General features: G+C 56.3%; 20 protein-coding genes and 1 pseudogene. 3 read left to right on the top strand and 18 right to left on the bottom strand.

What is annotated here, in order from left to right; all coding sequences use genetic code 11:
- Positions 1 to 34: 34 nt before the first annotated feature.
- The 14 genes and pseudogenes from cpsB to C3F35_RS19800 all read right to left on the bottom strand — a co-directional run bounded on the left by cpsB (position 35) and on the right by C3F35_RS19800 (position 14,249).
- Positions 35 to 1,471, bottom strand: a complete 1,437-nt coding sequence (cpsB, locus tag C3F35_RS19865) for a mannose-1-phosphate guanyltransferase (protein ID WP_032612386.1) — start codon at positions 1,469 to 1,471, stop codon at positions 35 to 37.
- A gap of 3 nt (positions 1,472 to 1,474) precedes the next feature.
- A complete protein-coding gene (gene wcaI / locus C3F35_RS19860; protein ID WP_103792141.1) occupies positions 1,475 to 2,698 on the bottom strand; it encodes a colanic acid biosynthesis fucosyltransferase WcaI in 1,224 nt (407 codons plus the stop codon).
- A 125-nt stretch (positions 2,699 to 2,823) separates the two neighbouring features.
- Positions 2,824 to 3,297: pseudogene (locus C3F35_RS19855) on the bottom strand (GDP-mannose mannosyl hydrolase); the annotation flags it as partial.
- A 2-nt stretch (positions 3,298 to 3,299) separates the two neighbouring features.
- Positions 3,300 to 4,265: a GDP-L-fucose synthase gene (gene fcl, locus C3F35_RS19850; RefSeq protein ID WP_032612392.1), complete on the bottom strand. Its 966-nt coding sequence runs from the start codon at positions 4,263 to 4,265 to the stop codon at positions 3,300 to 3,302.
- 2 nt (positions 4,266 to 4,267) lie between these two features.
- Entirely contained in the window at positions 4,268 to 5,389 is a 1,122-nt protein-coding gene (gene gmd / locus C3F35_RS19845; RefSeq protein WP_032612394.1) for a GDP-mannose 4,6-dehydratase, read from the bottom strand.
- A gap of 27 nt (positions 5,390 to 5,416) precedes the next feature.
- Complete coding sequence (gene wcaF / locus C3F35_RS19840; protein WP_059307561.1) at positions 5,417 to 5,965, bottom strand: colanic acid biosynthesis acetyltransferase WcaF; 549 nt, start codon at positions 5,963 to 5,965, stop codon at positions 5,417 to 5,419.
- Positions 5,966 to 5,980: 15 nt separating this feature from the next.
- Entirely contained in the window at positions 5,981 to 6,727 is a 747-nt protein-coding gene (wcaE, locus tag C3F35_RS19835; RefSeq protein WP_077226512.1) for a colanic acid biosynthesis glycosyltransferase WcaE, read from the bottom strand.
- An 11-nt stretch (positions 6,728 to 6,738) separates the two neighbouring features.
- Entirely contained in the window at positions 6,739 to 7,959 is a 1,221-nt protein-coding gene (gene wcaD / locus C3F35_RS19830) for a colanic acid polymerase WcaD (RefSeq protein WP_103792142.1), read from the bottom strand.
- Entirely contained in the window at positions 7,934 to 9,151 is a 1,218-nt protein-coding gene (gene wcaC, locus C3F35_RS19825) for a colanic acid biosynthesis glycosyltransferase WcaC (RefSeq protein WP_032612403.1), read from the bottom strand. Before wcaC ends, wcaD begins: the two co-directional genes overlap by 26 nt.
- On the bottom strand, positions 9,148 to 9,636 hold the full coding sequence (wcaB, locus tag C3F35_RS19820; protein ID WP_103792230.1) for a colanic acid biosynthesis acetyltransferase WcaB: 489 nt from the start codon (positions 9,634 to 9,636) through the stop codon (positions 9,148 to 9,150). Before wcaB ends, wcaC begins: the two co-directional genes overlap by 4 nt.
- 2 nt (positions 9,637 to 9,638) lie before the next feature.
- Positions 9,639 to 10,478, bottom strand: a complete 840-nt coding sequence (gene wcaA / locus C3F35_RS19815; RefSeq protein WP_032612407.1) for a colanic acid biosynthesis glycosyltransferase WcaA — start codon at positions 10,476 to 10,478, stop codon at positions 9,639 to 9,641.
- Positions 10,479 to 10,498: 20 nt separating this feature from the next.
- Positions 10,499 to 12,661: a tyrosine-protein kinase Wzc gene (gene wzc / locus C3F35_RS19810; protein WP_103792143.1), complete on the bottom strand. Its 2,163-nt coding sequence runs from the start codon at positions 12,659 to 12,661 to the stop codon at positions 10,499 to 10,501.
- Positions 12,662 to 12,663: 2 nt separating this feature from the next.
- Positions 12,664 to 13,107 (bottom strand): low molecular weight protein-tyrosine-phosphatase Wzb, encoded by a 444-nt coding sequence (gene wzb, locus C3F35_RS19805; RefSeq protein WP_032612411.1) that lies wholly within the window; start codon positions 13,105 to 13,107, stop codon positions 12,664 to 12,666.
- A gap of 5 nt (positions 13,108 to 13,112) precedes the next feature.
- On the bottom strand, positions 13,113 to 14,249 hold the full coding sequence (locus C3F35_RS19800; RefSeq protein ID WP_032612413.1) for a polysaccharide export protein: 1,137 nt from the start codon (positions 14,247 to 14,249) through the stop codon (positions 13,113 to 13,115).
- Between the two features lie 692 nt (positions 14,250 to 14,941).
- Between C3F35_RS19800 and C3F35_RS19795 the strand changes: the two genes are divergently transcribed.
- Complete coding sequence (locus C3F35_RS19795; protein WP_032612415.1) at positions 14,942 to 16,525, top strand: TerC family protein; 1,584 nt, start codon at positions 14,942 to 14,944, stop codon at positions 16,523 to 16,525.
- Positions 16,526 to 17,053: 528 nt separating this feature from the next.
- Here C3F35_RS19795 and asmA read toward each other — a convergent pair.
- From asmA to udk, 3 genes are all read right to left on the bottom strand, one after another.
- Positions 17,054 to 18,910 carry an outer membrane assembly protein AsmA gene (gene asmA, locus C3F35_RS19785; protein WP_103792145.1) on the bottom strand — a complete coding sequence of 619 codons (1,857 nt, stop codon included), beginning with the start codon at positions 18,908 to 18,910 and terminating at the stop codon, positions 17,054 to 17,056.
- A 27-nt stretch (positions 18,911 to 18,937) separates the two neighbouring features.
- On the bottom strand, positions 18,938 to 19,519 hold the full coding sequence (dcd, locus tag C3F35_RS19780; protein WP_032612452.1) for a dCTP deaminase: 582 nt from the start codon (positions 19,517 to 19,519) through the stop codon (positions 18,938 to 18,940).
- 91 nt (positions 19,520 to 19,610) lie between these two features.
- Complete coding sequence (gene udk, locus C3F35_RS19775; protein WP_032612454.1) at positions 19,611 to 20,252, bottom strand: uridine kinase; 642 nt, start codon at positions 20,250 to 20,252, stop codon at positions 19,611 to 19,613.
- A 342-nt stretch (positions 20,253 to 20,594) separates the two neighbouring features.
- On the opposite strand from udk, the gene C3F35_RS19770 reads away from it, so the two are divergent.
- Positions 20,595 to 23,921: a diguanylate cyclase gene (locus C3F35_RS19770; protein ID WP_059309085.1), complete on the top strand. Its 3,327-nt coding sequence runs from the start codon at positions 20,595 to 20,597 to the stop codon at positions 23,919 to 23,921.
- On the opposite strand, the gene alkA is transcribed toward C3F35_RS19770, so the two are convergent.
- Complete coding sequence (gene alkA / locus C3F35_RS19765) at positions 23,892 to 24,758, bottom strand: DNA-3-methyladenine glycosylase 2 (RefSeq protein WP_103792146.1); 867 nt, start codon at positions 24,756 to 24,758, stop codon at positions 23,892 to 23,894. The genes C3F35_RS19770 and alkA overlap by 30 nt on opposite strands.
- Before the next feature lie 133 nt (positions 24,759 to 24,891).
- On the opposite strand from alkA, the gene yegD reads away from it, so the two are divergent.
- Positions 24,892 to 26,244: a molecular chaperone gene (gene yegD / locus C3F35_RS19760; protein WP_032612460.1), complete on the top strand. Its 1,353-nt coding sequence runs from the start codon at positions 24,892 to 24,894 to the stop codon at positions 26,242 to 26,244.
- The last annotated feature ends 189 nt before the right edge of the window (positions 26,245 to 26,433 follow it).

Genomic DNA, 26,433 nt, shown 5'->3' with positions numbered 1-26,433 from the left:
TAAGCGCAGCGCCACCGGGCAAAATGCGTGAGTGCTAAACCCTGCCGTACCTGTCCTCAAAGCGGACAATATCGTCCTCTTCCAGGTACGAGCCGGAGCGCACTTCAATCAGATCGAGCGGGATTTTTCCCGGGTTTTCCAGGCAGTGGGTCGCCCCCAGCGGGATGTAGATCGATTCGTTTTCACCCAGCAGCGTCACCACGTCGTCGATGGTGACTTTGGCCGTGCCCGCTACCACCACCCAGTGCTCGGCACGGTGATGATGCATCTGCACCGACAGCCCCTCGCCCGGTTTAACGGTGATGCGTTTGACCTGGTAGCGATCGCCCTCGTCGATAGAGTCGTATTTGCCCCACGGGCGATAAACTTCACGGTGAATGTGGTGCTCATGGCGGCCATCGGCCTTAATCTGTTCCACCACTTTTTTAACGTCCTGCACCGCGTTGCGATCGGCAATCAGCACCGCGTCTTTGGTCTGTACCACCACCAGATCCTTCACCCCGACGGTGGTCACCAGCCCGGATTCGGCATAGACGTAGCTGTTCTCGGTTTTATGGCTGATCACGTCCCCGTGATGGACGTTGCCTTCCGGGGTCTGGGCGCTGATCTCCCACAGTGAAGACCAGGAGCCGACGTCGCTCCAGCCAGCATCCATTGGGACGACGACCGCATCGGCAGTACGCTCCATTACCGCGTAATCCACTGACTCTTCCGGGCAGGCGAGGAACGCCGCTTCATCGACGCGAATAAAATCCAGATCCGGGTCAACGGTCGCCATTGCCTGCTGGCACGCGTTAAGGATGTCCGGGCGGTATTTCTCCAGCTCTTCCAGATAACGGCCGGCGCGGAACAGGAACATGCCGCTGTTCCAGTAGTACTCACCGCTGGCGACGTAGGCCTGCGCGGTTTCCAGATTGGGTTTTTCGACAAACTGCGCCACGTCAAAGGCCAGGCTCTCGCCCTCGCCTGGGGTGACGTTGCCACGGCGAATATAGCCATAGCCGGTTTCCGGCAGATCCGGCACGATGCCGAAGGTCACCAGCTTGCCGCTCTCGGCATACGGAATGGCTGAACGCACGGCGTCGCGGAAGGCATCTTCCTGCTGAATCACGTGGTCGGCGGCCAGCACCAGCATCAGCGGATCGCAATCCGGGCTGCTGCGCTGGGCGGCCAGGGCTGCCAGGGCGATGGCCGGGGCGGTGTTACGGCCGGCAGGCTCCAGAATGATATTTTCGGTCAGTTTGTTCAGCTGACGCAGCTGCTCGGCGACAATGAAACGGTGCTGTTCGTTACAGATCACCACCGGGCTTTCACACATCACGCCATTAAGACGGTTCACCGTCGTCTGCAGCATGGTGAGTTCCCCTTTCAGGCAGAGGAACTGTTTTGGATAGAGCACGCGGGAGAGCGGCCACAACCGGCTGCCAGAGCCACCTGCCATCACCACCGGGTACAACGTATTTTTACTCATGATTTATCCCCGAATATCTGCAATAAACTGGCTCAGCACGTTCTCTTTCTCGATCGTGCGTTCGGCATAGTCACGGGCTACCGTGTTCTCTTTGGGCATCGTCAGCGCCTGTTCGATCCCGGCTACCAGCGCGGGTACTGACTCGGGTTCAACGCACACGGCGATCCCCGGCAGGCTGGTACACAGCTGGCCCAGCTCGGTGTGGGCTTCGGCGGTGATCACCGCGTTGCCGCCCACCGCCAGAATATTGGTCAGCTTGGAGGGCAGAACCGCATCCGCCGCGCCGCGCTTTTGCACCACCAGATGGCAGTCAGCCATTTTCAGCAGCGCCGGTAGGGCGTCGTAAGATTGCAGCGGGAAGAACTGAATATTCTGCAGGCCGCGCTCGCGGGCCATTTTCTCCAGCCGCGCTTTACCGCCGCCCTGCCCGACAATCACAAACTGCCAGGGCTTATCGCTGAGCGCAGCAGCGGCATCGATCACGTTCTCCAGCCCCTGCTTCTCACCGATGTTGCCGGAATAGAGAACGATCTTGTGTGCCTCGGCCAGACCCAGCTGCGCACGCAGCGCCGCCACGTCGGCAGGCGCTACGTCGCGAAAACGCGCCACTTCCGACCAGTTGGGGAAGAAGATCACCTTTTTCGCTGCCACGCCCTTCTCCTGCGCTTTGTTCATCATCGAGCGCGAGATAGTCGAGACGTAATCGACGTTGTGCAGGCCGCTGCGCTCAAACGCGCTGGCCAGTCTGGCGACTTTGCCGCCCTTGCCTTTGCCCGCCATACCCAGGCCGAGCATGGCGTCCACTTCATAATCCTGAATGTGTAACAGCGTGCGGGCGCCAGAGAGTTTGCCCAGCAGGCGCATGCCTGGGGTGCAAAACAGGGTGGGCACCACGCCAATAATGCGATCCGGCTTCCAGCGACGTTGCGCCATCAGCGGGAAGAAACTGCTCAGGGCAAAGCTGCCCAGGTGAATCAAACGCTTTAAGGTCGATGGCTGCTTCGGCACATACAGCGGGCAGCGCCAGACGGTGGCGGCCCCCTCTTCGCGGCGGTAGCGCCAGCTGGAGTAGTGCTTACCTACCTGCCATTCCGGGTAGTAAGGCGGGGCCGTAATGACCCGCACCTCATGACCCTGGCGGGCCATCCACTCCACCATCTCGCCGGTGTATTTGCCGATACCGGTCAGTTCGGGAGAGTAGTTAATTCCGTACACAAGGATTTTCATACACTTTATCCTTCAACCTGACTCTGCGTTGGCTGCGTCTGCTCACCCCAGTCACTTGCTTCAGCAAGCTCCTGGGGATTCCCAGACTTGCCGCCTTGATTCAGGCTGAATGATTTCGTGTAACATCCCGGCACCCCGGCCTGACGATCCGCCAGGAAGTAGGCCCGGCTGTTGTCATGCACGTTATCGCTTGCCAGCAGGGCATCCGGCTTGAGCCAGCGATAGTCGTCATGCTGAGCATCAGGCAGACGCAGGTCTGCCTCATTCACTTGCAGGCGATATCCGAGCACCACGTAGTGGGTGGTGAAATCGGTGCCGGAAAAGTTGTCGTCATAGAAGTGCTGCCAGACGCCGTAGAACTGCCCCGCCGTCATTGGCAGGCGCAGCCCCAGCTCCGCTTGCGTCAGACGTGCAAAGGCATTTTCCAGCGTCTCGTCTTTCTGCACTCGTCCACCCGGCACGAACCAGTAGCCCTGCGCCGGACGGTTGGTGCGTTGCCCGAGCAGAAACTCGCCCCGCTCGTTCTCCACAATCAGATCGATGGAGATAAGCGGAGTGGAACGCACCACAGTGGCAAAATCTTCCTGACTTAAAAACATATCTACCCCCGGAAGCGCTGCTGGTTTTCCAGGAACCACTGGTAGGTACTGGCCAGCCCCTGCGCCAGGTTCACCTCGTGGAACCAGCCCAGCTGATGCAGACGGGTCACATCCAACAGCTTGCGCGGTGTGCCGTCAGGTTTGCTGGCATCGAAGGCGACGCGGCCCTTGTATCCCACCACCTGAGCAATAGTCTCTGCCAGCTCGCGGATGGTGCAATCCACCCCGGTACCGACGTTGATGTGCGACAGCATCGGCTCGGTATTTTCCTGCCACACCTCGCGGGCCAGTTCCATGACGTGAATGCTGGCAGCAGCCATATCATCCACATGCAGGAATTCACGCATTGGCGTGCCGCTGCCCCACACCACCACTTCCGGTGCGTTGTTCGCGGTTGCCTCGTGAAAACGACGCAGCAGCGCCGGGATCACATGGGAGTTGCTCGGGTGGAAGTTATCGTTCGGCCCGTACAGGTTGGTCGGCATCACCGAGCGATAGTCGCGGCCATGCTGACGGTTATAGGACTCGCACAGCTTGATCCCGGCAATCTTGGCGATGGCGTACGGCTCGTTGGTCGCTTCCAGCGTACCCTGCAGCAGTTCGCTCTCGGCAATCGGCTGTTTCGCCATCTTCGGGTAGATACAGGAGGATCCGAGGAACAGCAGCTTATTCACGTTATGCAAATGCGCAGCGTGAATGATGTTGCTCTCGATCATCATGTTTTCGTAGATAAAATCCGCCGGATAGGTGTTGTTGGCGACGATGCCGCCCACTTTTGCCGCCGCCAGATAAACCTGGTCGATGCGCTGGTCGGCAAAAAATGCCTGCACCGCAACGGGATCCAGCAGATTCAGTTCATCACGGGTGCGCAGCACCAGCTCGACGTCGCCCCGCTGTTCCAGCTGGCGAACAATCGCGGAACCCACCATTCCGCGATGACCGGCAACAAAGATTCGTTGTTTGCTCATACTCAGGACTCCAGCGCGATGGCAACCTCGTAGCCATGGGACTTGAGCAGGGAGTGTTTCTTCGCCGCTTCAAGATCGTGGGCAACCATCTCGGACACCATCTCCTGCAGGGTGATTTCCGGCTTCCAGCCCAGTTTTTCGTGCGCTTTGCTTGGGTCGCCCAGCAGGGTTTCCACTTCAGCAGGACGGAAGTAACGCGGGTCAACCTGGACAATCACATCACCTGGTTTCACGCCCGGTGCGTCATGGCCGGTGACAGAAACAACGATGCCTTTCTCATCTACGCCGGTGCCTTCAAAGCGCAGCTTGATACCCAGCTGGGCGGCCGCCATCTCAACGAACTGACGCACGGAATACTGCACGCCGGTGGCGATAACGAAGTCTTCTGGTTTTTCCTGCTGCAGCATCATCCACTGCATTTTCACGTAGTCTTTGGCATGGCCCCAGTCACGCAGGGAGTCCATGTTGCCGAGGTGCAGGCAGGATTCCAGACCCTGAGCAATGTTGGCGATAGCGCGGGTGATCTTACGGGTAACGAAGGTTTCGCCGCGGCGTGGGGATTCGTGGTTGAACAGAATACCGTTGCACGCGTAGATGCCGTAGGACTCACGGTAGTTCACGGTGATCCAGTAGGCGTACATTTTAGCGACCGCATACGGCGAACGCGGATAGAACGGCGTGGTCTCTTTCTGCGGAATTTCCTGCACCAGGCCATACAGTTCGGAGGTGGATGCCTGGTAGAAACGGGTCTTCTTCTCCAGACCGAGGAAGCGTATAGCTTCCAGCAGACGCAGGGTACCCATTGCATCCACGTCGGCAGTGTATTCCGGGGATTCGAAGGAGACCGCTACGTGGCTCATCGCGCCCAGGTTATAGACCTCATCCGGCTGCACTTCCTGCAGGATACGGGTCAGGTTAGAGCTATCGGTCAGGTCACCGTAGTGCAGGTGGAATTTCGGGTTAGCGGCATGAGGATCCTGATAGATATGATCCACGCGCTCGGTGTTAAACGAGGAGGCACGACGTTTGATTCCGTGCACTTCGTAGCCTTTTTCCAGCAGAAGTTCTGCCAGATAAGAACCATCCTGTCCGGTAACGCCGGTGATGAGAGCGACTTTAGACATGTTTATTTTCTCCAGACTTATCAGAAGTTATTCAGTTTCAACGCGTTCGCGTATCACCACTGCGGGATTGCCACGGCAAAGCTTATTTGCCGGAAGCGATTTAAAAACACTGCTGCGCGCACCAACAACGGTGCCATCGCCAATGGAAACGCCAGGCGCGACAAAAACGTCGGTCGCCAGCCAGCATTTCTCACCCAGGGTGATGGGCTGCGCATTAATATCAAAATGTTGACTCATATAATCGTGACTGCCGGTACACAAATAACACTTTTGTGACACCACAGAATTGGCGCCAATCGTAATATCACCCAGCGTATATAACACCGCATCGTCTCCCACCCAGGCGTTATCCCCTAAGGTTAATTTCCATGGGTAGGTAATTTTTACCGACGGACGAATGACTGCGTTTTTTCCGATTTTTGCGCCGAACAGCCGTAATAAAAAGGCACGCCAGCGGTACATAATTTGTGGTGACCAGGCAAATAAGGTTGCCTGCACCGCCCACCATAACTGCACTTTAATACCGCCTGCGCCTCGAAATCCTTTAGGCACAGAGAAGCCGCTTAATTCCTGCATTGTGTTTCCTTATATTCAGGCTTTGTTATATAAGGCTTTCGTTTTACCCGTCGTTTTCAGACGTAATAAATAAGACAATTCCGCGAATACGCCCGGCATGCGCAATATCTCGCGCTGCACTTTTTTGGCATCCTGGCATAATTCAAGATTATTCGAGGTTGACACGCCGCCCATCGAGAATTCAGAGACCAGCCCGGGCAGACGTTTAAAAGGATAACCGGCTTTGTACATTCTGGCGGTCAGGGCGTAATCGGACGAGACGCGATATTGCAGTTCGTACGGGTACGTTTTTAATCCACTTACGGGGAAGAAAATCGCCTGGTGGCTGGCCGGCAGGCTGTGATAAATATACCAGCCCGGTTTTGCCGCCCGGCGCACTTTATTTCCGTCACCAAAATCGAGTAACGCGTCGCCAAGGATCATGGCATTACCCTGCACTCTGGCGAGCTGGCGCACAAACTGCGCCACGTCTTCATGAAAAATATCACCGGAGTTGAGAAAGATAGCGTAACGCCCCTGGGCCATGTCGATGCCTTTATTCATGGCATCGTAGATACCGCGATCCTTCTCGCTGACGTAACGTAAGTTGAACTCACCGTTCAGTTTTTCAAGAAATTCTGCCGTGCCATCGTTCGAGCCGCCATCTACCACAATCCATTCAAAGCTGAGGCTGGGATCGCGCGCCAGGTTGCGCAGCGAACGCCAGGTTTTTACCACGCCGTCAAGGTTACGGAAGGCAACAGTAATAACGCTGAGTAACATAAACCACCTCGTTATGAACGCGTAATATTAAGCGCCTTGCGCAAAATAAACGGGCAAACAATTAAGAATGCGTATTCCGGGCTAAATATTGACCCGGTAAAAAACAGCGACACCGGCGTAAAAAGATAAAGCTGTACGCGAAAATTCTGATTATCACCAAAGGCGTTGATCGTCATTTTGAAAACTTTGAACAGATACCACGCCGTTAATAACACTGCGAACCATGAGAAATAAATAATCAGCAGATACAAGCCATTGTCTATGGTTTTTCCGACGTCCGCACCGTTAAAGATTCCGAATGATGCGACATATTCATAAAGTGAGCCAAATCTGACTACGCCATCAATATGGGTTAAAGAGTACCCCACCATCACCAGCGGACCGATAATACGGTAATAGGATGACGACCCTTCGGTACCCAAATCACCCAGACGTTCGGAAATATACGGGAAGGCGAATACCACCCCGACCAAAAACACCGACAGCGAAATGATCGCCAAGGGTAACTTTTTCTTGATTGCCTCTTTATTCAGATACTGAAATGCCCACTCCAGAAGGTAAAACAGGATAAAGGTCATTACCCCGGAGAACGAGCCTGAAAGAACAATTCCTGCAAGAATCATAGCATCGCTCTTGGGCGTTTTGATACCAAACTGTTTGATGCTGAGCCAAATTGAGATTAACGCCAGAGCAAAGAATGCCGGTTCGAAATAGAGCGCGGTAGTACGCTTGCCGCCAAATTTAATGAAATTCAGTACATAGCTATTACTGTAAATAAGATATCTCGAAATTATTTCCATCAGGCTACTGCCGCCCGTCAAAATAATTTGCGCCATCTCCATTGCGGCTAAAATCACAATGATGCCAATGACAAGATAAAAGAACCTGAGGATCTTCCGATAATTGTGCGGCGAGATGGTTTTAAAGCGAATACTCCACACCATACCGATAATGATCACGATATAGACAAACAGCATGGTGGAGGTGACATATTTGCTGGCGTCCAGCGATTGACCAAAGATGTAGTTAAAGAGGGTCAGCCCGGCCCCCAGCCCCAGCGCAATCAACAGCTTCTTGACGCTAATCTTCTCGACGAAGAGCAACAGCAGCACCGGTAAAAAGGTCACAATGGTGATGGGGAAGCTTTCACCCAGCTGGGCAATTTTGACGTTGACCAGCAGGTAGATCAGCGGCAGCAGCAGATAGCTACAGATTCTGATAGAACGAGACATACTCCTCCAGCATCTGTTGTCCACTGTAGGCCTGGCGGCTGCGGGTGCGGAACGATTCCAGGTCGGTGCCAAAAACAGCCTGGGCGATCTCCGCCTTCGACAGCTGTACCAGCGGCAGCACCTCGTTTTCACTGAACGTCCTGCCGCCGGATTTCTCCAGCACTTCCCGTGCAGCATCGCTATGGGTCGCGATCACCGGCACCCCGATGGAGAGCGCTTCGCACAAAATCAGCGGATAGTTATCCACGCGGGAGCTGAACACCAGCGCATCCATACCGTTCAGGGCGCTCATCAGCTTGCGCTTGTCGGTTTCGAAACCGTGGTTAATCACGTTCGCACCGTCGAACGGCGAGAACTTACCGAAGGTGTGCAGTTCCACTTTATCGCCGAGCGCCATGATCTGACGCACCAGCTGCTGGTTGGTTTTGCCGTCGTAGCGCAGGTCGTGCGCCACCACTGCGATTTTCGGTTTGCCTGGCGTCACCGCGACCGGCGTCAGTTCCGCCAGAATGGCTTCCGTCGCCACATCAATACCGTTGTTGATAATCCGGCAGCGCCCTGCCCCATACAGGCTGTTAAAGGCCTCAGCCACATGCTGGCTGGGAGAGATAAACTGGCAGCCGAGCGCCAGCATGTCGCGGAACAGCTGGCGTTTTCCGTCCACCAGCTGGTGGGCGCGATCCACCTTCACCGGGGGATAGTTGCCGAGGGTCGGGCACTTCTGGCAGTGGTTTTTCCAGCCTTCGCAGCCGTCAGTAAAGGCGCAGCGGCCGGTCACGCTCCAGTGATCGTGCAGCGTCCAGACGAACGTGGTATCCGGTTTATGCGCCTTCACCTTTTCACAGAAGGCCACCACTTCTTCCAGCTTCAACCAGTAGCTGTGCAGGACGTGGAAATGCAACACCACCGGGCCAGACGTGCGGGTCACGGTGCGATACAGGCTATTAAGGTTGCCGAACAGATCGCGGTTAAACAGGCGGAACAGCGCGATATTCGCCACTGAGGTCAGCCGCGGGGTGTGCTTCACCACCTGTGGGTAGCGATCGTGGCTGACGCTTTTCTTGCCGCCCTTGCCGTAGCCGTAGATAAAGCGCGACTGAAGGCCTTTTTCCAGCGCGCGCTGGTGCAGATCCAGCGCCACCCCTGCCGCCCCGCCCTCGGCGAGGCGTACGTTAAATTGCAGAATATTCATTTGATCACCTTCACCCGGGCCTTCTCACCCACCACCAGCGCGTTGTCGGGGATGCTGTCGAGCACCACGCTCCCGGCCCCGATGGTGACGTTATTGCCCACGGTGATATCACCAATCATCACCACGTTGGCACCCAGCTCAACGTTATTGCCAATCACCGGGCAGGCCAGGCTGTCCGGGCCGCGGTTGCCGAGGGTCACGCCGTGACGAATGGTAAAATCATCCCCGGCCACCACGAACTTATTGATCACCACGGCATAACCATGGTGAATGGTAAAGCGACGCCCGATGGTGGCCGCGGCCTGGATTTCGTAGCCGAAGAAGCACTCGGTGATGATGCGGTAGAGCACCAGCACCGGCGCGGCCCACAGGTTGTTGAGGACGTTCTTTTTACGCCAGACGGAGCAAAAATGGGCCACCCGATAGGCCAGCACCATGCAGCAAGGGCGCAGGCTCCAGCTGTTTGCGCGACAATCTTCCAGCACCATTATTTCCCCCGCAGCCCATCAGCCAGACGCTTGCCGTTACGCACCGAGATCAGCGTCAGCAGCGTGCGCCAGTTCATGCGCTTATTGCGGATCTGATACAGGGTAAACAGCTGATATTTGCGGCTGGCGCGATCGAACTTGTCCCGGTGCTTGCGGTAGAAGTGGAAGTAACCGGAGAACTTTTTCGGCGACGAGGTGATCTGCATCTCGCCGTGATTGATGTGCAGGATCTGCGTCGCCTCGTCCACCTTCCACGGCTCGCCATACTCCACCACCATTCGCAGGAAGATGTCGTAGTCCTGGGCGGCCTTCAGTTCGGTATCGAACAGGCACTCCTTGAAGCGCCATGCCCAGGTAAAGACCTGATTACCGATGATATTGCGTTTGTAGAACAGGTGACGCGAGTAAGGCGATTTCGGATACAGCGGCAGACTGGCGGGCTGGGAATAGACCTCCCCCTCGCAAACGTAGTCGTTGGCATACAGAAACGCATGGGTGACCAGATGATGCTGGTGCGCCAGGAAGGTCGAGAGCCGGTTCGGCGTCCACTCATCATCGTCGTCAATGCCGGTCAGGTACTGGCCGTTGGCCTGCATGATCGCCTGGTTACGTACCGCACAGGCGCCTGAGTTAATGGCATTGTGGGTGTAGACCACCCGCGGATCGTTGAGGTCGGTGACAAACTGCTGCAGTTGTTCCCAGGAGGAGGAGCAGTCATCAACGATGATCAGCTCCCAGTGGTCATAGTCCTGGCGCAATACCGACTTTATCGCACGGATCGCCAACTGCTGACGGTTCCATGTCGGCATATAAATAGAAATCAAAGGGCGTGTTGTCATGGTATTCCCCGAATGGCTCATTACTTACTGTCCGACTTGTATTCGTACTCGTAATACCCGTAATCCTGATACCCGGTAGCGCGACGAAAGATGGAGTTGAGGATCACCCCTTTCACCGGAATGCCGTTCTGCTCGAAGCGGCTGAGGCTGGTTTCCACCTCTTTCAGGGTGTTCACCGCATAACGCGCCACCATCAGGGTGGTGCCCGCGTGGCGACCGACAATCGCCGCATCGGTGACGGCCAGGATTGGCGGGGTATCGATCAGCACCAGGTCATAATTCTCGCTGGCCCATTTCACCAGTTGGGTGAATCGCTCGCTCATCAGCAGTTCTGACGGGTTCGGTGGCACCTGACCACGCGAGACCAGGTCAAAGTTAGGGACGGAGGTCGGTTTCGCGCACTGGTTGATATCGCCCTTGCCCAGCAGGATGTCCGACAGACCGTTCACGTTATTGGTGCCCAGCAGCTCGTGGGTGTAGCCCTTACGCATGTCGCAGTCGATCAGCAGGACGCGCTTGTTGGTCTGGCTGACCACCGCCGCCAGGTTGGCGCAGACGAAGGTTTTACCGATGGACGGGCTGACCCCGGTGAGCATCAGGACGTTGTTGCTGGCCTGCATCATGGCGAAGTGCAGGCTGGTGCGCAGACTGCGAATGGCTTCGATGGCCAGATCCGTTGGGTTGCCCACGGCCAGCAGCTGGCTCTGTTTGTAGCGTTTAACCCCGTTGGTGGTTTTGACGCTGTCACGCGACTTCTGCCATTCCGACAGCGGGATGCTGGCGTAGACGTTGATGCCGTGCTCTTCCAGCACCTGCGGGCTTTCGATTCCCCGGTTAAACAGGGAGCGCAGCAGCACACCAACGATAGAGAGCATCAGGCCAAGAATAATGCTGCCGAGAATAATCAGTGCCTTCTTCGGCTTCAGCACGCCAGGCTGGGTGATGGCCGGATCGACAATCCGCACGTCGCCAACGGTGCTCGCTTCGGTGATCTTCAGCTCCTGCTGTTTGTTCAACAGCTGCATATAGACCTGCTGACCAGACTCCACGTCGCGGGTCAGACGCAGGATCTCCTGCTGGGTTTTTGGCATCGCGGTGACGCGGCCATTGAGCTTGGCTTTTTCCTCTTCCAGCGTCTGGCGTTTTTCCAGCAGCGTGCGGTAGGCAGGGTGGCGTTTGGTGTAGAGCTTGGAAATTTCCGCCTCTTTAAAGGTCAGCTCGTTAAGCTGGGCATCGATATTGACCATCGAATCCAGCACCGACTTCGCCTCAAGCGGCAGATCGACAGAATCTTTATCCTGACGGAAGGCGTTGAGCTTGTTCTCGGCTTCGTCCAGATGACCGCGCACTTCCGGGAGCTGTTTCGCCAGGAACTCGAGACTTTTGGACGCCTCTTCCGACTTGCGCTTCACGTTCTGCGCCTGGTAGTTGCGGGTGATGCTATTGAGAATGTCGCGGATCTTGTCCTTATCTTCCCCGGTAAAGGTCAGACTCAGCACCCCGGTATCTTTCCCGGTTTCGGTGACCGTCAGGTTGCCCTGCAGGTTGTTAATCATCCCCAGCATCGAGAATTTGCTGACGGTGAACTCGCTGCCGGGCTGGGCACGAATGTCGCTGACCATCATGCTCACGCCGTCTTTCTCCAGCATCTCCCCCACCTTGCCGCGGGCGCTAAACCCGGCGTCGCTGGTGAGCTGATACTGGTTTTTATCCAGCACCTCGAGGGTAAAGACCTGGCTGGCCCCCCCGGCGGGCAGCGTAAAGGTGGTTACTTTTACGGTGTCGTTTTGCCGGCCCATCAACCGATCCCAGCCCGCGCCAAACACCGGGAAGGTGTTTTTGCTGACGCCGATGTCGAGATCGAGATCGTCCACGGTTTTACCCAGCACCAGGCGGGACTGAATCAACTCGATTTCCGCCTGCGAGGCGGGCGGCTTGTTCGCCAGCGCCGAACCGATGTCCTGCACCAGAGAACTGCCGCTATTCTGCTCAATTTGCACCAGCGCGTCGGCGCTGTAGATTGGGGTGGCGAAGAGGGTGTAAATCACTGCCGCCACGGCAAACACTGCGGTGATACCCAGCACCCACCAGCGCGCCTCTACCACGGTGCCGATCAGGCGACCAATATCAATTTCATCACTGCCCGCACTCGGGGTGGAAGAAGGTTTTACGTTTGCTGTCATTATTATCCCTGCTGAACGTTCAGTGCCTGTGCCCACTGGCGGGCAGACTGGTCGAGTAAGGTGTAAACCGCCTCAAACGCTTCATGACTTTTGCGATACGGATCGGGGATCTCACGCTCGTTATCCCAGTGTCCAAACAACATCACCTTGCCACGCATCTCCGGTGCGATATCGCACAGGGCGTGGATGTGGCGTTTTTCCATGGCCAGGATCAGGTCATAGTCGCGGCACAGGCTGGCTGACACCTGACGGGCACAATGCCCGTCGAGCGAAAGCTGATGCTCTGCCGCAACCTGACTTGCCCGTGCATCGGCCCCTTTACCCACCAGCGCGCCCAGCCCGGCTGACGCGACGGTCAGCTGTGGCTGGTACTGCTTCAAAAGCCGCTCAGCGGTAGGGGAACGGCAGATGTTCCCCACACAAACCACCAGAATTTTGTTAAACATCGTTATCACCAGTTGTGGTACTGATGTACCGTGTCGGTCATGGTATGGATATTGTTGATGGTCGGCATCAGCTGGTTCATCACACGGTTCCAGCGCGTTATCGGCGCGGTGGTGACGTACACCACGTCATACGGCTGGAGGCGGAAGCCGGTTGCCATCACCAGCGAAGTGGCATCAGACATATCCAGCTGGTAGACGTTGGCAATCTTGCCCTTCGCACTGTTTCCTGTAATCGGACGGATCACGAAGATACCGCTGGCGTCGGAGGTGCTCATATCCAGCCCTTCTGCGTTGCCCAGCGCTTCGGTCAGGGTCATACCGCTGAAGTCCATCTTGAGGGTGCTCTGTTTCTTCACTTCACCCATCACGAAAACTTTCAGATCGTCATTACGCGGAACATACAGGATGTCACTCGGATAGAGCAGACGGTTCTGGCTCAGATCGCCGTTCTGCATCAGCGCCTGCAGGGAGATACGCTCCTCTTTGCCTTTATGGGTCAGCACCGCATTGCGCCAGTCGGCGCCATCGGTCAGCCCGCCCGCGGCGTTGATGGCGTCAAGCACCGTCAGCGGCACGTTGGTGATTGGCTGCTGGCCGGATTTATTGACCTGGCCGGAGACATAGACTTTCTGCGAACGGAATGCGGCGATATTAACGTCCACCTGCGGGTCAGCGATGTACTGCGCTAAACGGCCGGTAATATCACTACGGATCTGGGAAAGCGTTTTACCGACAACACGGATTTTGCCGACATAGGGATAAAACATGGTGCCATCTGCCTGAACCCAGTTGCCGGTATCGCTGGAGCTACGATACTGCCCCGCCGGGGTGGTCAGCTCCGGGTGATCCCAGACGGTGACGTTGATGACATCCCCAGGCCCCACGCGGTACTGGTAGTTGGCGATCTCCTGGTCGAGGCTGTCGTTAGGTCGCGCTACAACCGGGCGAGGGCGTAATTGTTCAACCAGCTGCGGGGTCATTGGATAAACATTCACCATGCGGTTGATATCAAAATCAGCATCCTGCTGTTTAATCACATCCTTGCCCGATGATGACATATTGCTGCCGGGAAAGACCGTACAACCACTCATCAAGGTCACAGACACCAATAATGGCATCAATTTCATTTTGGATTTCATCATTGATTATTTATCACTATGGAAGAGTAATTATCCTGTGCATTTAAATAAGCGCGGAGGCGTATTACTTTTAGCATGCAGTCATTAAAAGTGAAATATAACTGGCATCAGTCCTAAAAGAGGCTTATTTGCATTCAGACTATTGACAGAATAATCGAGGCTGATTAACACGCTTTCAGGCACGCTACCGCCCTTGGCTTTCAGTTACCAATCTACTGTTTAAACAGTAAGTTATGAGTAAACACCCTCTTTGATGTTGCATAACGGAAAATATAAAAGGCAGGATAATTCCGAACCCGATATAAGTTTTTCACGTCATTAAACCGACACAGAAATAGCATCAAAAAGACAGCGCCATTTAATGCTGAAAGAATTGTTGCAGCTAACTGAATAGCAGGCAAGGAAACATCAACGAAGGCGTGGCTTTTAAGATTAGTATTAACGCCGACATTTCTGCGTTTTTAGGAATAGCTTTATATTGACTTTATTAAACAACAATCATTAGCCTGCGATATTTCTTATTTTTCGTTAATCCAGACTAATCGCAATATTAACCCACTATGTGCAAGGTTTATTTCCGGCGGATTCAGGAAAATCTGTGCAGATAAATGCCCGGCTGGCATTGCATTTTTCAGGCGAAGTATCCATGATCGAAATGTGACAATTGTCATATAACGAAAGGTATTACGCACACTATGGAATGGATAGCAGATCCATCAATATGGGCCGGGCTGGTCACCCTTGTGGTGCTGGAACTTGTGCTCGGTATCGACAACCTGGTCTTTATTGCTATTCTCGCCGAAAAATTGCCCCCAGCTCAGCGCGACCGCGCCCGCATTACCGGCCTGTTAATGGCGATGGTGATGCGCCTGCTGCTGTTGGCCTCTATCTCCTGGCTGGTGACCCTCACCCGCCCGCTGTTTACCGTCCACGGTTTTGGCTTCAGCGCCCGCGACCTGATCATGCTGTTTGGTGGCTTCTTCCTGATTTTCAAAGCCACCGTGGAACTCAACGAAAGGCTGGAAGGCAAGGATAGCGAGAACCCCACCCAGAGGCGCGGCGCCAAGTTCTGGGCCGTGGTGGCACAAATCGTGGTGCTGGACGCCGTTTTCTCACTGGATTCGGTCATTACCGCCGTGGGGATGGTCGATCACCTGGGTGTGATGATGGCCGCGGTGATTATCGCCATTGCGCTGATGGTCATGGCCAGCAAGGCACTCACGCGCTTTGTTAACGACCACCCGACGATTGTCATTTTATGCCTGAGCTTCCTGCTGATGATCGGCTTCAGCCTGGTGGCCGACGGGTTTGGCTTCCATATTCCAAAAGGGTATCTCTACGCCGCGATTGGCTTCTCTGTCATTATCGAGGCCCTGAACCAGCTGGCGATTTTCAACCGCCGCCGTTTCCTCTCCGCCAACCAAACGCTGCGCCAGCGCACCGCCGACACGGTTATTCGCCTGCTGAGCGGTAAAAAAGAGGATGCCGAACTGGATGCGCAGGCCGCCTCGCTGCTTGCTGACCACGACGACAGTCCGATCTTTGCCCCGCAGGAGCGACGGATGATTGAGCGGGTGCTGCACCTTAACCAGCGTTCCGTCAGCAGCATCATGACCTCGCGCCACGATATTGAACATATCGACCTGAACACGCCGGAGAGCACCATCCGTGCGCTGCTGGATAAAAACCAGCACACCCGCATCGTGGTCACCGGCGGCGAGCAGGAGGAGGAGTTGCTGGGCGTGGTGCACGTTATCGACCTGCTCAATCAGCAGCTACGTGGCGAGCCGCTCAACCTGCGGGTGCTGATCCGCCAGCCGCTGGTGTTCCCGGAAGTGCTACCGCTGTTGCAGGCGCTGGAACAGTTCCGCAATGCGCGTACCCATTTTGCCTTTGTGGTGGATGAGTTTGGTTCTGTGGAGGGGATCGTGACGCTCAGCGACGTGATGGAGACCATCGCCGGTAACCTGCCGAACGAGGTGGAAGAGATCGACGCCCGGCACGATATTCAGAAGAATGCCGACGGCAGCTGGACCGCCAACGGCCATATGCCGCTGGAAGATCTTGTGCAATATGTTCCGCTACCGCTGGACGATAAGCGCGAATATCACACCATTGCCGGGCTGTTGATGGAGTACCTGCAACGGATCCCGCAGCCGGGCGAAGAGGTACAGGTCGGGGATTATGCGCTGAAAACCCTGGAGGTAGAAAACCACCGGGTGCAGAAGGTGCAGTTGATTCCGCTGATGTCGCAGGATGATGTGGATTACGAGGTGTGATGGAACTTCGCCCCTCCCCCTCTTCCTCACCCTAACCCTCTCCCCCAAGGGGAGAGGGGACAGTCTGGTGCGGTCTTATAGACTGAACTCTATCTTCATTTCTTTCTCTCCACTGGGGGAAAAGGAACAGTCTGGTGCGGTCTTATGGACTGAACTCTATTTTCATTTCTTCCTCTTCCTTGGGGAAGAAGGAACAGTCTGGGGGGCTTATAGACTGAGCGCTCTCTCCTCATGGGGGAGAGGGAACAGCCTGGGGCGGTCTTATAGACTGAACGCGATCGGCTTTTCTCCCTTTCCCCTGGGAGAGAAGAAACAGCCTGGTGCGGTCTTATAAACTGAACGCGATCGGCTTTTCACTTTCTCCGCTGGAGGGAAGGAACAGTTTGGTGCGGTCTTATAGACTGAATGCGATCGTCTTTTCTCCCTTTCCTCTGGGGGAGAAGGAACAGCCTGGTGCGGTCTTATAGACTGAGCGCGATCGGCTTTTCTCCCTCTCCCCATGGGGAGAGGGCGGGGTGAGGGGAAATACTACTGAAGCTTTTCCAGCAACTTCTTCACATCTTTACCGTTCTGCGAATCTTTATTCTTGTCCGCCCAACCGCTCAGACGACGTTTCGCTTCGTCCTGTAGATGTTTACGCAGCAGCTGATCCACCTGCAGGCTATAGTTCAGCGCCTGCCAGTTACCGTAGACGTTAAGCGGGATCGGCGTTGTTTTCAGGAAATCGATCAGTCGGCTTTCACCGAGCCAGCCCTCCAGCACGCGGATTTTGAAGCGGGTATCAGCCGTTTCTTTGATCAAATCCAACGTGCCGTTCCCTTCAAGCATCAGCATCGGTGATGCGCCCTGCATATCATCCAGCGTCACCTGGCCCCCGTCGAGGCTCAGGTCGGTGACAAAGCTGTCCAGACGGGTCGCGTTATCAACGTTCTCTTTCACCTTCACGTTGCTGCTGCGCTCTACCGCCTGCTGCACCAGTTGCTGGAAGTTAAGCCCTTCCATGCGGGTGTTACGCATTTCCAGATGGGCCTGGCCCCGCCAGTACTGACGGAAGGCATCGGCATCAATCTTGCTGCCCGAGAAATCACCTGCCATGGTCAGGCTGCCGGTCAGCGAAATCGGGTAGTTAAAGGCCTTCAGAATGGTGCCGATCTCAATGTTGTCCAGACGCGGCTGGAAAGAAGACCGGGCGACAGCTTTACGTACATCGAGCGTGCCGGGTAAAGAGAGATGCCCCTCCCCCATCTTACCGCTCAGCTCAGCGATGGTCAGAAGGCCATTTTTGTTGGTCATCTGGCTGGTGACCTGAGTGAAGTCCATACCCCGCCAGTGTACGTTGTTGGCTTTCAGCAGAATATCGGCGCTAAAGCCGCGCAGGCCGTTGTAATCGGGCTGCTCCAGACTGGAGGCGATCACTGGCCGCTGGGGTTTAGCCTGGGCTTGACCCTGCTGCTGTACCACCTCGCCCCTGGCGGCTGGGGCGGCCTGTGCCGGGAGCAGGTTTTCCAGATTAAGCTTGTCGAACTGCAGGTTCATGTTCCACTGCGGTTCGTTGCCAAGGATCACGCTAGCCTGGCCGGTCAGCGTGCTGTCATTGGCCTGTAAATTAAGTTGGTTGAGTTCGAGCTGTTTCTGCTCTTCACGCCACTGCGCCTGCAGGGTGCCCTGCCCGCTAATGCCCTGAGAAGGCAGATCGACGCCGGTCAGTTGCCAGCTTAGCTGCTGGATGTCGGCGCTCAACAGGTGCGGATAGTCAGAGGCATTCACCTGTGCGGCGAGGGAGAGGGTCAGATCGCGCTGATTGCGGTTAACGCGGCCGCTAAAGTCGATCTTACCTTTGTGATGTTCATCCTGCTCCATCTGCAGGTTGATATTGCGTACCGTGACCTGCTCATCACCCTCGTGCTGGAACACCAGCAGGCTGTCAGCCACCTTCAGCCGACCAATATCGAATGACCAGCCGGTATCTTCCGCTTTGTCCGGGAGGGTGTTTTCACGCGGGGCGACCGGCGCATCGGCGTTACGCACCGCTTCTGACTGCGGGGTCAGTTGGATGACTGCCCCTTTGAGCATCACCTGATTAACCTGCAGCTGATGTGAAAACAGCGGCATCAGCGCCACGTCAAGGCGCATATTGTCGGCGGCAACCAGCGGCACAGAGGCCCCCGGTGCGGTAAGCGACATGCGCCCGGACAGGATGCTGAGCTGCGGCCAGACGTGCCAGCGCAGTGGCCCTTCCAGCTTCAGCGTGTAACCGCTACGGGCCTCGACCTGACGCACCATGTAGGTGCGAAAGTCATTGGGATTGACCAGCAGAACCAACGCTGACAGGCCCGCAACCAGCACCACCAGCAAAATCATCAGCGTTGTAAGAACTCTTCTCATGGCTTCCTCAATGGACCGGATTTAAGCTCAATCTTTATCAATACGGCTCGCGACCGCACCCTGCTGGTCGCGATATTTTGCGTCCTGACGGGCGTTATACGGACGTGCCGCCGGGCCGGTTAACGGCTCAAAACTCAACGCGCCGATCATCATACCCGGGCGCAGCGCCAGCGGCAGTTTACCCGCGTTGAAAAACTCCAGAACGATTCGCCCGGACCAGCCTGGATCGATACGGTGCGCGGTCACGTGCACCATCAGCCCCAGACGCGCCAGAGAGGAGCGCCCGTCGAGCCAGCCCACCAGATCCGCAGGCAGAGTAATCGACTCAAATGTGACCGCCAGCGCCAGTTCACCCGGGTGCAGGTAAAACGCTTCGCCGTCGGCCAGCACGATCTCATCGCTCATCACCCGATCGAGCGCCGCGCTGACTTCATCTTTCGGCCCGCTCAGGTCGATAAATGGCGCGGTATGACCGCTAAAGGTACGAAACTTATTACCCAGACGCACATCAACAGTAACGCCGTTAATCCGCTCAACGGGCGGGCGCGGGGTGATGGTCAGACGGCCTTCGTCCAGCCAGGCTTCAATATCTCGGTCACAAAGACGCATGCCACTTTCTCCTTTCGTGCATCGCACCCTCAGGCCAATAAAGCCGGAGGGTGAACCCGATTATCTTTGAACGGTACACAATTCGCGTGTGTTATTCAAAAAACTGGCTAATTTTCGCTTTCAGAATATCAATGGCAATGCGGTTTTTACCCCCGCGCGGCACGATGATATCGGCATACTGTTTGGAAGGCTCAATGAACTGCAGGAACATTGGGCGTACCGTTTTCTGGTACTGCGCCATCACCGAATCCATGGAGCGGCCACGTTCGTTCACGTCGCGTTTGATGCGGCGCATCAGGCAGATATCCAGCGGCGTATCGACAAAAATCGAGAAGTTCATCGATTCACGCAGACGGGCGTCGGTCAGCAACAGGATCCCTTCGAGGATGATGACCTTCTTCGGAGCAATGCGAACGGTTTCCTGCAGACGGGTGTGTTCAACATAGCTATACACCGGCAGCTCAATGGCGGTGCCGTTCTTCAGGGCCTGGAGGTGTTGGAATAACAGGCTGTGATCCATCGCGCTCGGATGGTCGTAATTGGTCTTAACACGTTCTTCCATCGACAGATGGCTTTGATCTTTGTAGTAACTGTCTTCTGGAATGACACCGATGTGCTCATCACCGACCTGTTCACGTAATTCACGGTAAAGCGTACTGGCAATGAGACTTTTACCTGAAGCCGATGCGCCGGCGATGCCTATAATGACGCACTGATGAGACTTATCAGTCATAAATTTTTGCGACCTGAGTAACCTGGATGTAAGGAAGGACGACGCCTGAGCGTCAAACGCGGCAATTATAGGGATTTAACGGGCCTGATACCAGTCGAATAGAAATGTTATGCGAGACGCGTTCAAAGACCATACTGATCGCCCTGACATAAATTTAACTGCTTACTTTTCCAGCGCTAAAGATGAATTTTTTGCAGGATAAGTATTTAATAACACTGTGATGTCAATTTATGAGCGCATACCATATTAATTGTAAATTGTTTGTACTAGCATGGTTCAAATTAGAAATGAACTCGTCCGGGGTTGGCTCCTGGCGGCATGGCGTCTTCGGATAAAGCGGTAATGAAAAAAAAATACCAGCGCGTTTTGGTAACTACGCCACATCCTCTACTACGGCTTGTCAGTCTTGGTCTGGTTACCTTCATTTTCACCCTTTTCTCGCTTGAATTAACGCGTTTCGGAACATTTCTGGCACCTTTATGGTTCCCGACCTCCATTATGATGGTGGCGTTTTACCGCCACGCCGGGAAGATGTGGCCTGGGATCGCCCTCGCCTGCACCCTCGGTAACATCTTATCCTCCTGGCTGATTTTCTCGTGGGCGTCGATCAACTTCTGGTACGCCGGCATCAACGTCCTTGAGGCCTTTGTCGGGGCCTTGCTGCTGCGAAAACTGCTGCCCAGCTACAATCCGCTGCAGGATCTGGGGGACTGGATCCGTCTGGCCATTGGCAGCGCGGTGATCCCTCCCCTGCTGGGCGGCGTGATGATTTATCTGCTGGTGCCGAGCGACGAGCCGCTGCGCAGTTTTCTGGTCTGGGTGCTGTCGGAGTCCATCGGCTCGCTGGCGCTGGTGCCTTTAGGCCTGCTGTTCAAACCGCACTATCTTTTGCGTCACCGTAATCCCCGCCTGTTGTTCGAAACGCTGCTGACCATGGCGGTCACGCTGCTACTGAGTTGGATTTCCCTGCATTTTCTGCCGTGGCCGTTTACGGCAATTATCGTTCTGCTGATGTGGAGTGCCGTGCGTCTGCCGCGCCTGGAAGCCTTCCTGGTCTTCCTCGTTACAGTGATGATGGTGTCGTTGATGATTGCCAAAAACCCCACTCCGCTGGTCACGCAGAACGCCAGCGTGATGGTCAATGCCCCCTGGCTGCCATTCCTGATGATGCTGTTGCCCGCCAACATCATGACCATGGTGATGTACGCGTTTCGCGCAGAGCGTAAGCATATTACCGAGAGTGAAGAGCGTTTCCGTAATGCAATGGAGTATTCCGTTATCGGCATGGCGCTGGTCAGCACCGACGGACAGTGGCTGCAGGCCAACAAGGCGCTGTGTCAGTTCCTCGGCTACACCCAGGCAGAGCTGCGTTCCCTTAACTTCCAGCAATTAACCTGGCCGGAAGATCTGGAAAGCGATCTGGCGCAGCTGGACCAGCTGTTAAAAGGCGAAATCAACAGCTACTCGCTGGAAAAACGCTACTACACCCGTAATGGCGAGGTGGTGTGGGCGCTGCTGGCGGTGTCGCTGGTGCGTCATGCTGATGGTACGCCGCTCTACTATATCGCCCAGATCGAAGACATTAACGATCTCAAGCATACCGAATGGGTTAATAAGCGCCTGATGGAGCGTATTACCCTGGCTAACGAAGCAGGCGGCATCGGTATCTGGGAGTGGGACGTCAAACCTAACGTCATCAGCTGGGACAAACGCATGTTCGAGCTGTATGAAGTGCCAGCCCACGTTAAACCTACCTGGCAGCTGTGGCACGAATGCATGTTGCCGGAAGATCGCGCCCTGGCTGAACAGGTGGTGCGCGATTCGCTGGCAGCCCGCATCCCGTTTAAACTGGAGTTTCGTATCCGGGTGAAAGACGGCATTCGCCATATCCGCGCCCTGGCGAACCGGGTGCTGAATAAACAGGGTGAAGTGGAACGGCTGCTCGGCATTAATATGGACATGACCGAGGTCAAGGAGCTGAATGAGGCGCTGTTCCAGGAAAAAGAGCGTCTGCATATTACCCTCGACTCCATCGGTGAAGCGGTACTCTGTACCGACGTAAACATGAACGTCACCTTTATGAACCCGGTAGCGGAGAAGATGAGCGGCTGGCTGCAGCAGGATGCGCTGTCGCAACCGATCCTCTCGGTGCTGCATATCACCTTCGGGGATAATGGCCCGCTGATGGAGAACATTCACAGCGGCGATATGTCCCGCAGCGACATCGAACAGGATGTGGTGCTGCACAGCCGCAACGGTGGCAGCTACGATATCCACTACAGCATTACGCCGCTGAGCACTCTCGACGGGCAAAACATTGGCTCGGTACTGGTCATTCAGGACGTCACCGAATCGCGCAAAATGTTGCGCGAGCTGAGCTACAACGCCTCTCACGATGCCTTAACCCACCTTGCGAACCGCGTCAGCTTTGAGGCCTGTCTCAAGCGGATGCTGCTCACCGTGCAGGATACCCGTCAGCGTCACGCCCTGGTATTTATCGATCTGGACCGCTTTAAGGCAGTCAACGACACCGCAGGCCACGCGGCGGGGGATGCGCTGCTGCGGGAACTGTCGTCGCTGATGCTCAGCATGCTGCGCTCCACCGACATGCTGGCGCGTCTCGGCGGGGATGAGTTCGGCCTGCTGCTGCCAGACTGCAACACCGAAAGCGCGCGCTACATTGCCGGTCGCATCATTGACGCAATCAACGATTATCACTTTATGTGGGAAGGTCGCCTGCACCGGATTGGCGCCAGCGCCGGGATCACCCAGATCGACGAGCGCAACAACCAGGCCTCAGAAGTCATGTCCCAGGCCGATATCGCCTGCTACTCCTCCAAAAACAACGGTCGTGGCGTGGTGACGGTGTATGAACCGCAACAGGAACGGACGCTCGAAGCAGGTACCATCTCTCTCGACGAGCAGTGGCACATGATCAAAGACAATCATCTGTTGATGATCGCCCGTAGCGTCGCCTCGCCGCGGATACCGGAAAGCAGCACCTTCTGGATGCTGGCCCTGCGTCTGTGGACCAACGACGGCGAGATGCTGGAGGAGCAGGCCTTCCGGGCGGGGCTGGCAGAGCCTGAACTGATTCACGCCCTCGACAGACGCATCCTGCAGGAATTTTTCCGCAATTTCGCCACGCCATTGACCAGCAAAGGCACCGGGGTCGCCCTGCCGCTGTCAACCGCCGGCCTTGCCAGCGCCACGCTGGTGGATGAACTGCTGGAGATGCTGCGCGCCAGTCCACTGCAGCCGCGTCTGCTGCATCTGGTGGTGAACGTTAGCGTGCTGGCGCTGGAGGATGAGCACACCCGCAACAATCTGGACAAACTGCGTCAGGCCGGGTGCCGCATTATCCTGAGCCATGTGGGCCGCGATATGGAGGTGTTCAACCACCTGAGCGCGCAGATGGCCGATTATCTGCTCCTCGATCCCGATCTGGTGGTTAACGTCCACGCCAACCTGATGGATGAGATGCTGGTGACCATCATCCAGGGCCATGCCCGCCGCCTGGGCATCAAGACCATTGCCGGACCGAGCAATCAGCCGATCATGATGGATACGCTCTCCGGCATTGGCATCGACTATATCTTCGGCAACACCATCGGTGAGCCGCAGCCGCTGGAACTCCTGCTAAATACCAGTTATTTCGCCATCAACTGACGGCGTCCAGCCGTCGGTGTACCAGATGTGCAGCAGGGCGTACGAGCGCCACGGCTGCCAGCGTTCAGCATAGCGACGGATTTGCGCCGGGGTCATCCCGGCAAAACGCTGCTTAATCAGATAATCATCCGCCAGAAAGACATCTTTTGCCTGCCAGCCGCGCAGGGCAAAGTAGTTCGCCGTCCAGCGACCAATACCCGGCCGGGTCTGCAACGCTTTTATCGCGCTGTCGATATCAACCGGTGTCTCCGACGGGAAATCCCCCGCCACCACCGACTGCGCCAGATGAATCAGGGATTCTGCGCGTTTCAGCGGCATACCCAGCGCTTTCAGCGCCAGCGGATCGGCACCCGCCACCGCGGCAGGCTCCGGGAAACAGCGATAGCCCGGTGCTTCAGGCAGCGGTTCGCCGCAGAGCGCCACCAGCTTGCCCGTCAGCTTTGCCGCCATCGCCACGCTGACCAGTTGCCCGAGAATGGCACGGACGCCCTGCTCCCAGGTATCAACCGATCCCGGCAGACGCAGGCCCGGCCGCGCGGCCCCAAGAGTGCCGAGCGCTGTGGCTATCTGCTGTGGATCGCAGTGCAGATCGAACAGGCGGGTGATGCGCGCCAGGCAGAGATCGGCAATCGGCAACAGCCCGTCGCTGAGCACCACCTGCAGCGTGCCCGCCTGCGGCTGCGGCGTGACGTGAATGAGTCCCCGATAGCCCTGGCAGGCAAAGCTGCGGGTGTAGTCGGTGGGGGTCACGATTTCAATCCCGGCCACCGCACGGTCGCCAAGAAATTTCAACATCCATTGCCAGTCGTAGGGCGGCTGCCAGGTCAGAGTAAACATCGTTGCTCCTTTTTTTGTCCTGTCACAGCATAAACGGAGTTGAGGGGTTGCGCCTTGCTTTCATATTCCAGTTGTCGCCAGCCTGACATTTCGCTAAAGTCTCGCCCCTTCTCAATGGCATGGGGACGCTGACGTGTTTATCGGATTTGACTATGGCACCGCCAACTGCTCAGTAGCAGTAATGCAAAACGGGCAGCCGCAGCTGCTGAAAATGGAAAATAACAGCACGCTGCTGCCGTCGATGCTCTGCGCACCGACGCGCGAAGCGGTGAGCGAGTGGCTATACCGCCATCATCAGGTTCCGGCCACCGGCACGGAAACCCAGGCGCTGCTGCGCCGCGCGGTCAATTTTAACCGCGACGAAGATATCGACGTTACCCCGGGCAGCGTGCAGTTTGGCCTGTCGTCGCTGGGTCACTACATTGAGGATCCCGAAGAGGTCTACTTCGTTAAGTCACCGAAATCCTTCCTCGGTGCCAGCGGTCTGAAACCGCAGCAGGTGGCGCTGTTTGAAGATTTGGTCTGCGCCATGATGCTGCATATTCGCCAGCAGGCGCAGTCCCAGCTGACGGAGGAGATCACCCAGGCGGTGATTGGCCGTCCGATCAACTTCCAGGGGCTGGGGGGCGATGAAGCGAACCAGCAGGCACAGGGGATCCTTGAGCGCGCCGCACAGCGTGCCGGGTTCCGTGACGTGGTGTTCCAGTACGAGCCGGTTGCCGCCGGGCTGGATTTTGAAGCGACCCTGAACAGTGAAAAACGGGTGCTGGTCGTGGATATCGGTGGCGGGACCACTGACTGCTCGCTGCTGCTGATGGGGCCACAATGGCATGAGCGTCGCGATCGCGAAACCAGCCTGCTGGGGCACAGCGGCTGCCGTATCGGCGGTAACGACCTGGACATCGCCCTGGCCTTCAGAAGCCTGATGCCCCTGCTGGGCATGGGTGGACAAACCGCGAAAGGCACCGCCCTGCCAATACTGCCGTGGTGGAACGCCGTGGCGATCAACGATGTACCGGCGCAAAGCGATTTCTACAGCGTCGCCAACGGGCGTTTTCTTAACGATCTGGTGCGCGATGCCCAGGACGGCGAGAAAGTAGCGCTGCTTCATAAAGTGTGGCGTCAGCGCCTGAGCTATCGGATGGTGCGCAGCGCGGAAGAGAGCAAAATTGCCCTCTCCGGGGCCGCTGAGCACGCCGTGACGCTGCCGTTTATCAGCGAGGAGCTGGCGACCGCTATCAGCCAGCAGGGGCTGGAAGCGGCGCTGTCGCAGCCCTTGCAGCGCATCCTTGAGCAGGTGCAACTGGCGCTGGATAACGGCAACGAAAAGCCGGACGTGATCTACCTGACCGGCGGTAGCGCCCGCTCACCGCTGATCAAAAAAGCGCTGGCGCAGCAGCTGCCGGGCATCCCTATTGCTGGCGGCGATGACTTTGGCTCGGTGACGGCAGGTTTAGCTCGCTGGGCACAGGTCGTTTTCAGCTAGTCTTGACAGGCCGGGCGGCGCTTCGCTTGCCCGGCCTGCTGCTGTAGCAAGCGCGCAGCAACGATCCGGCATCCAGACCGGTACCATTCAGACAATTCCAGACAGTCTTCCATATTTCCTCCATTTTTCTGCTTCATTGCCTCACTAAACTAGTATTATTTTCTGCACAGTTTCAGGATGAGTACGTAT

Source organism: Leclercia sp. LSNIH3 (genome assembly GCF_002935105.1).
Lineage (GTDB): Bacteria > Pseudomonadota > Gammaproteobacteria > Enterobacterales > Enterobacteriaceae > Enterobacter > Enterobacter adecarboxylatus.
The sequence above is the reverse complement of the archived record's forward strand: the minus strand, read 5'-3'. Positions and strand labels throughout refer to the sequence as shown.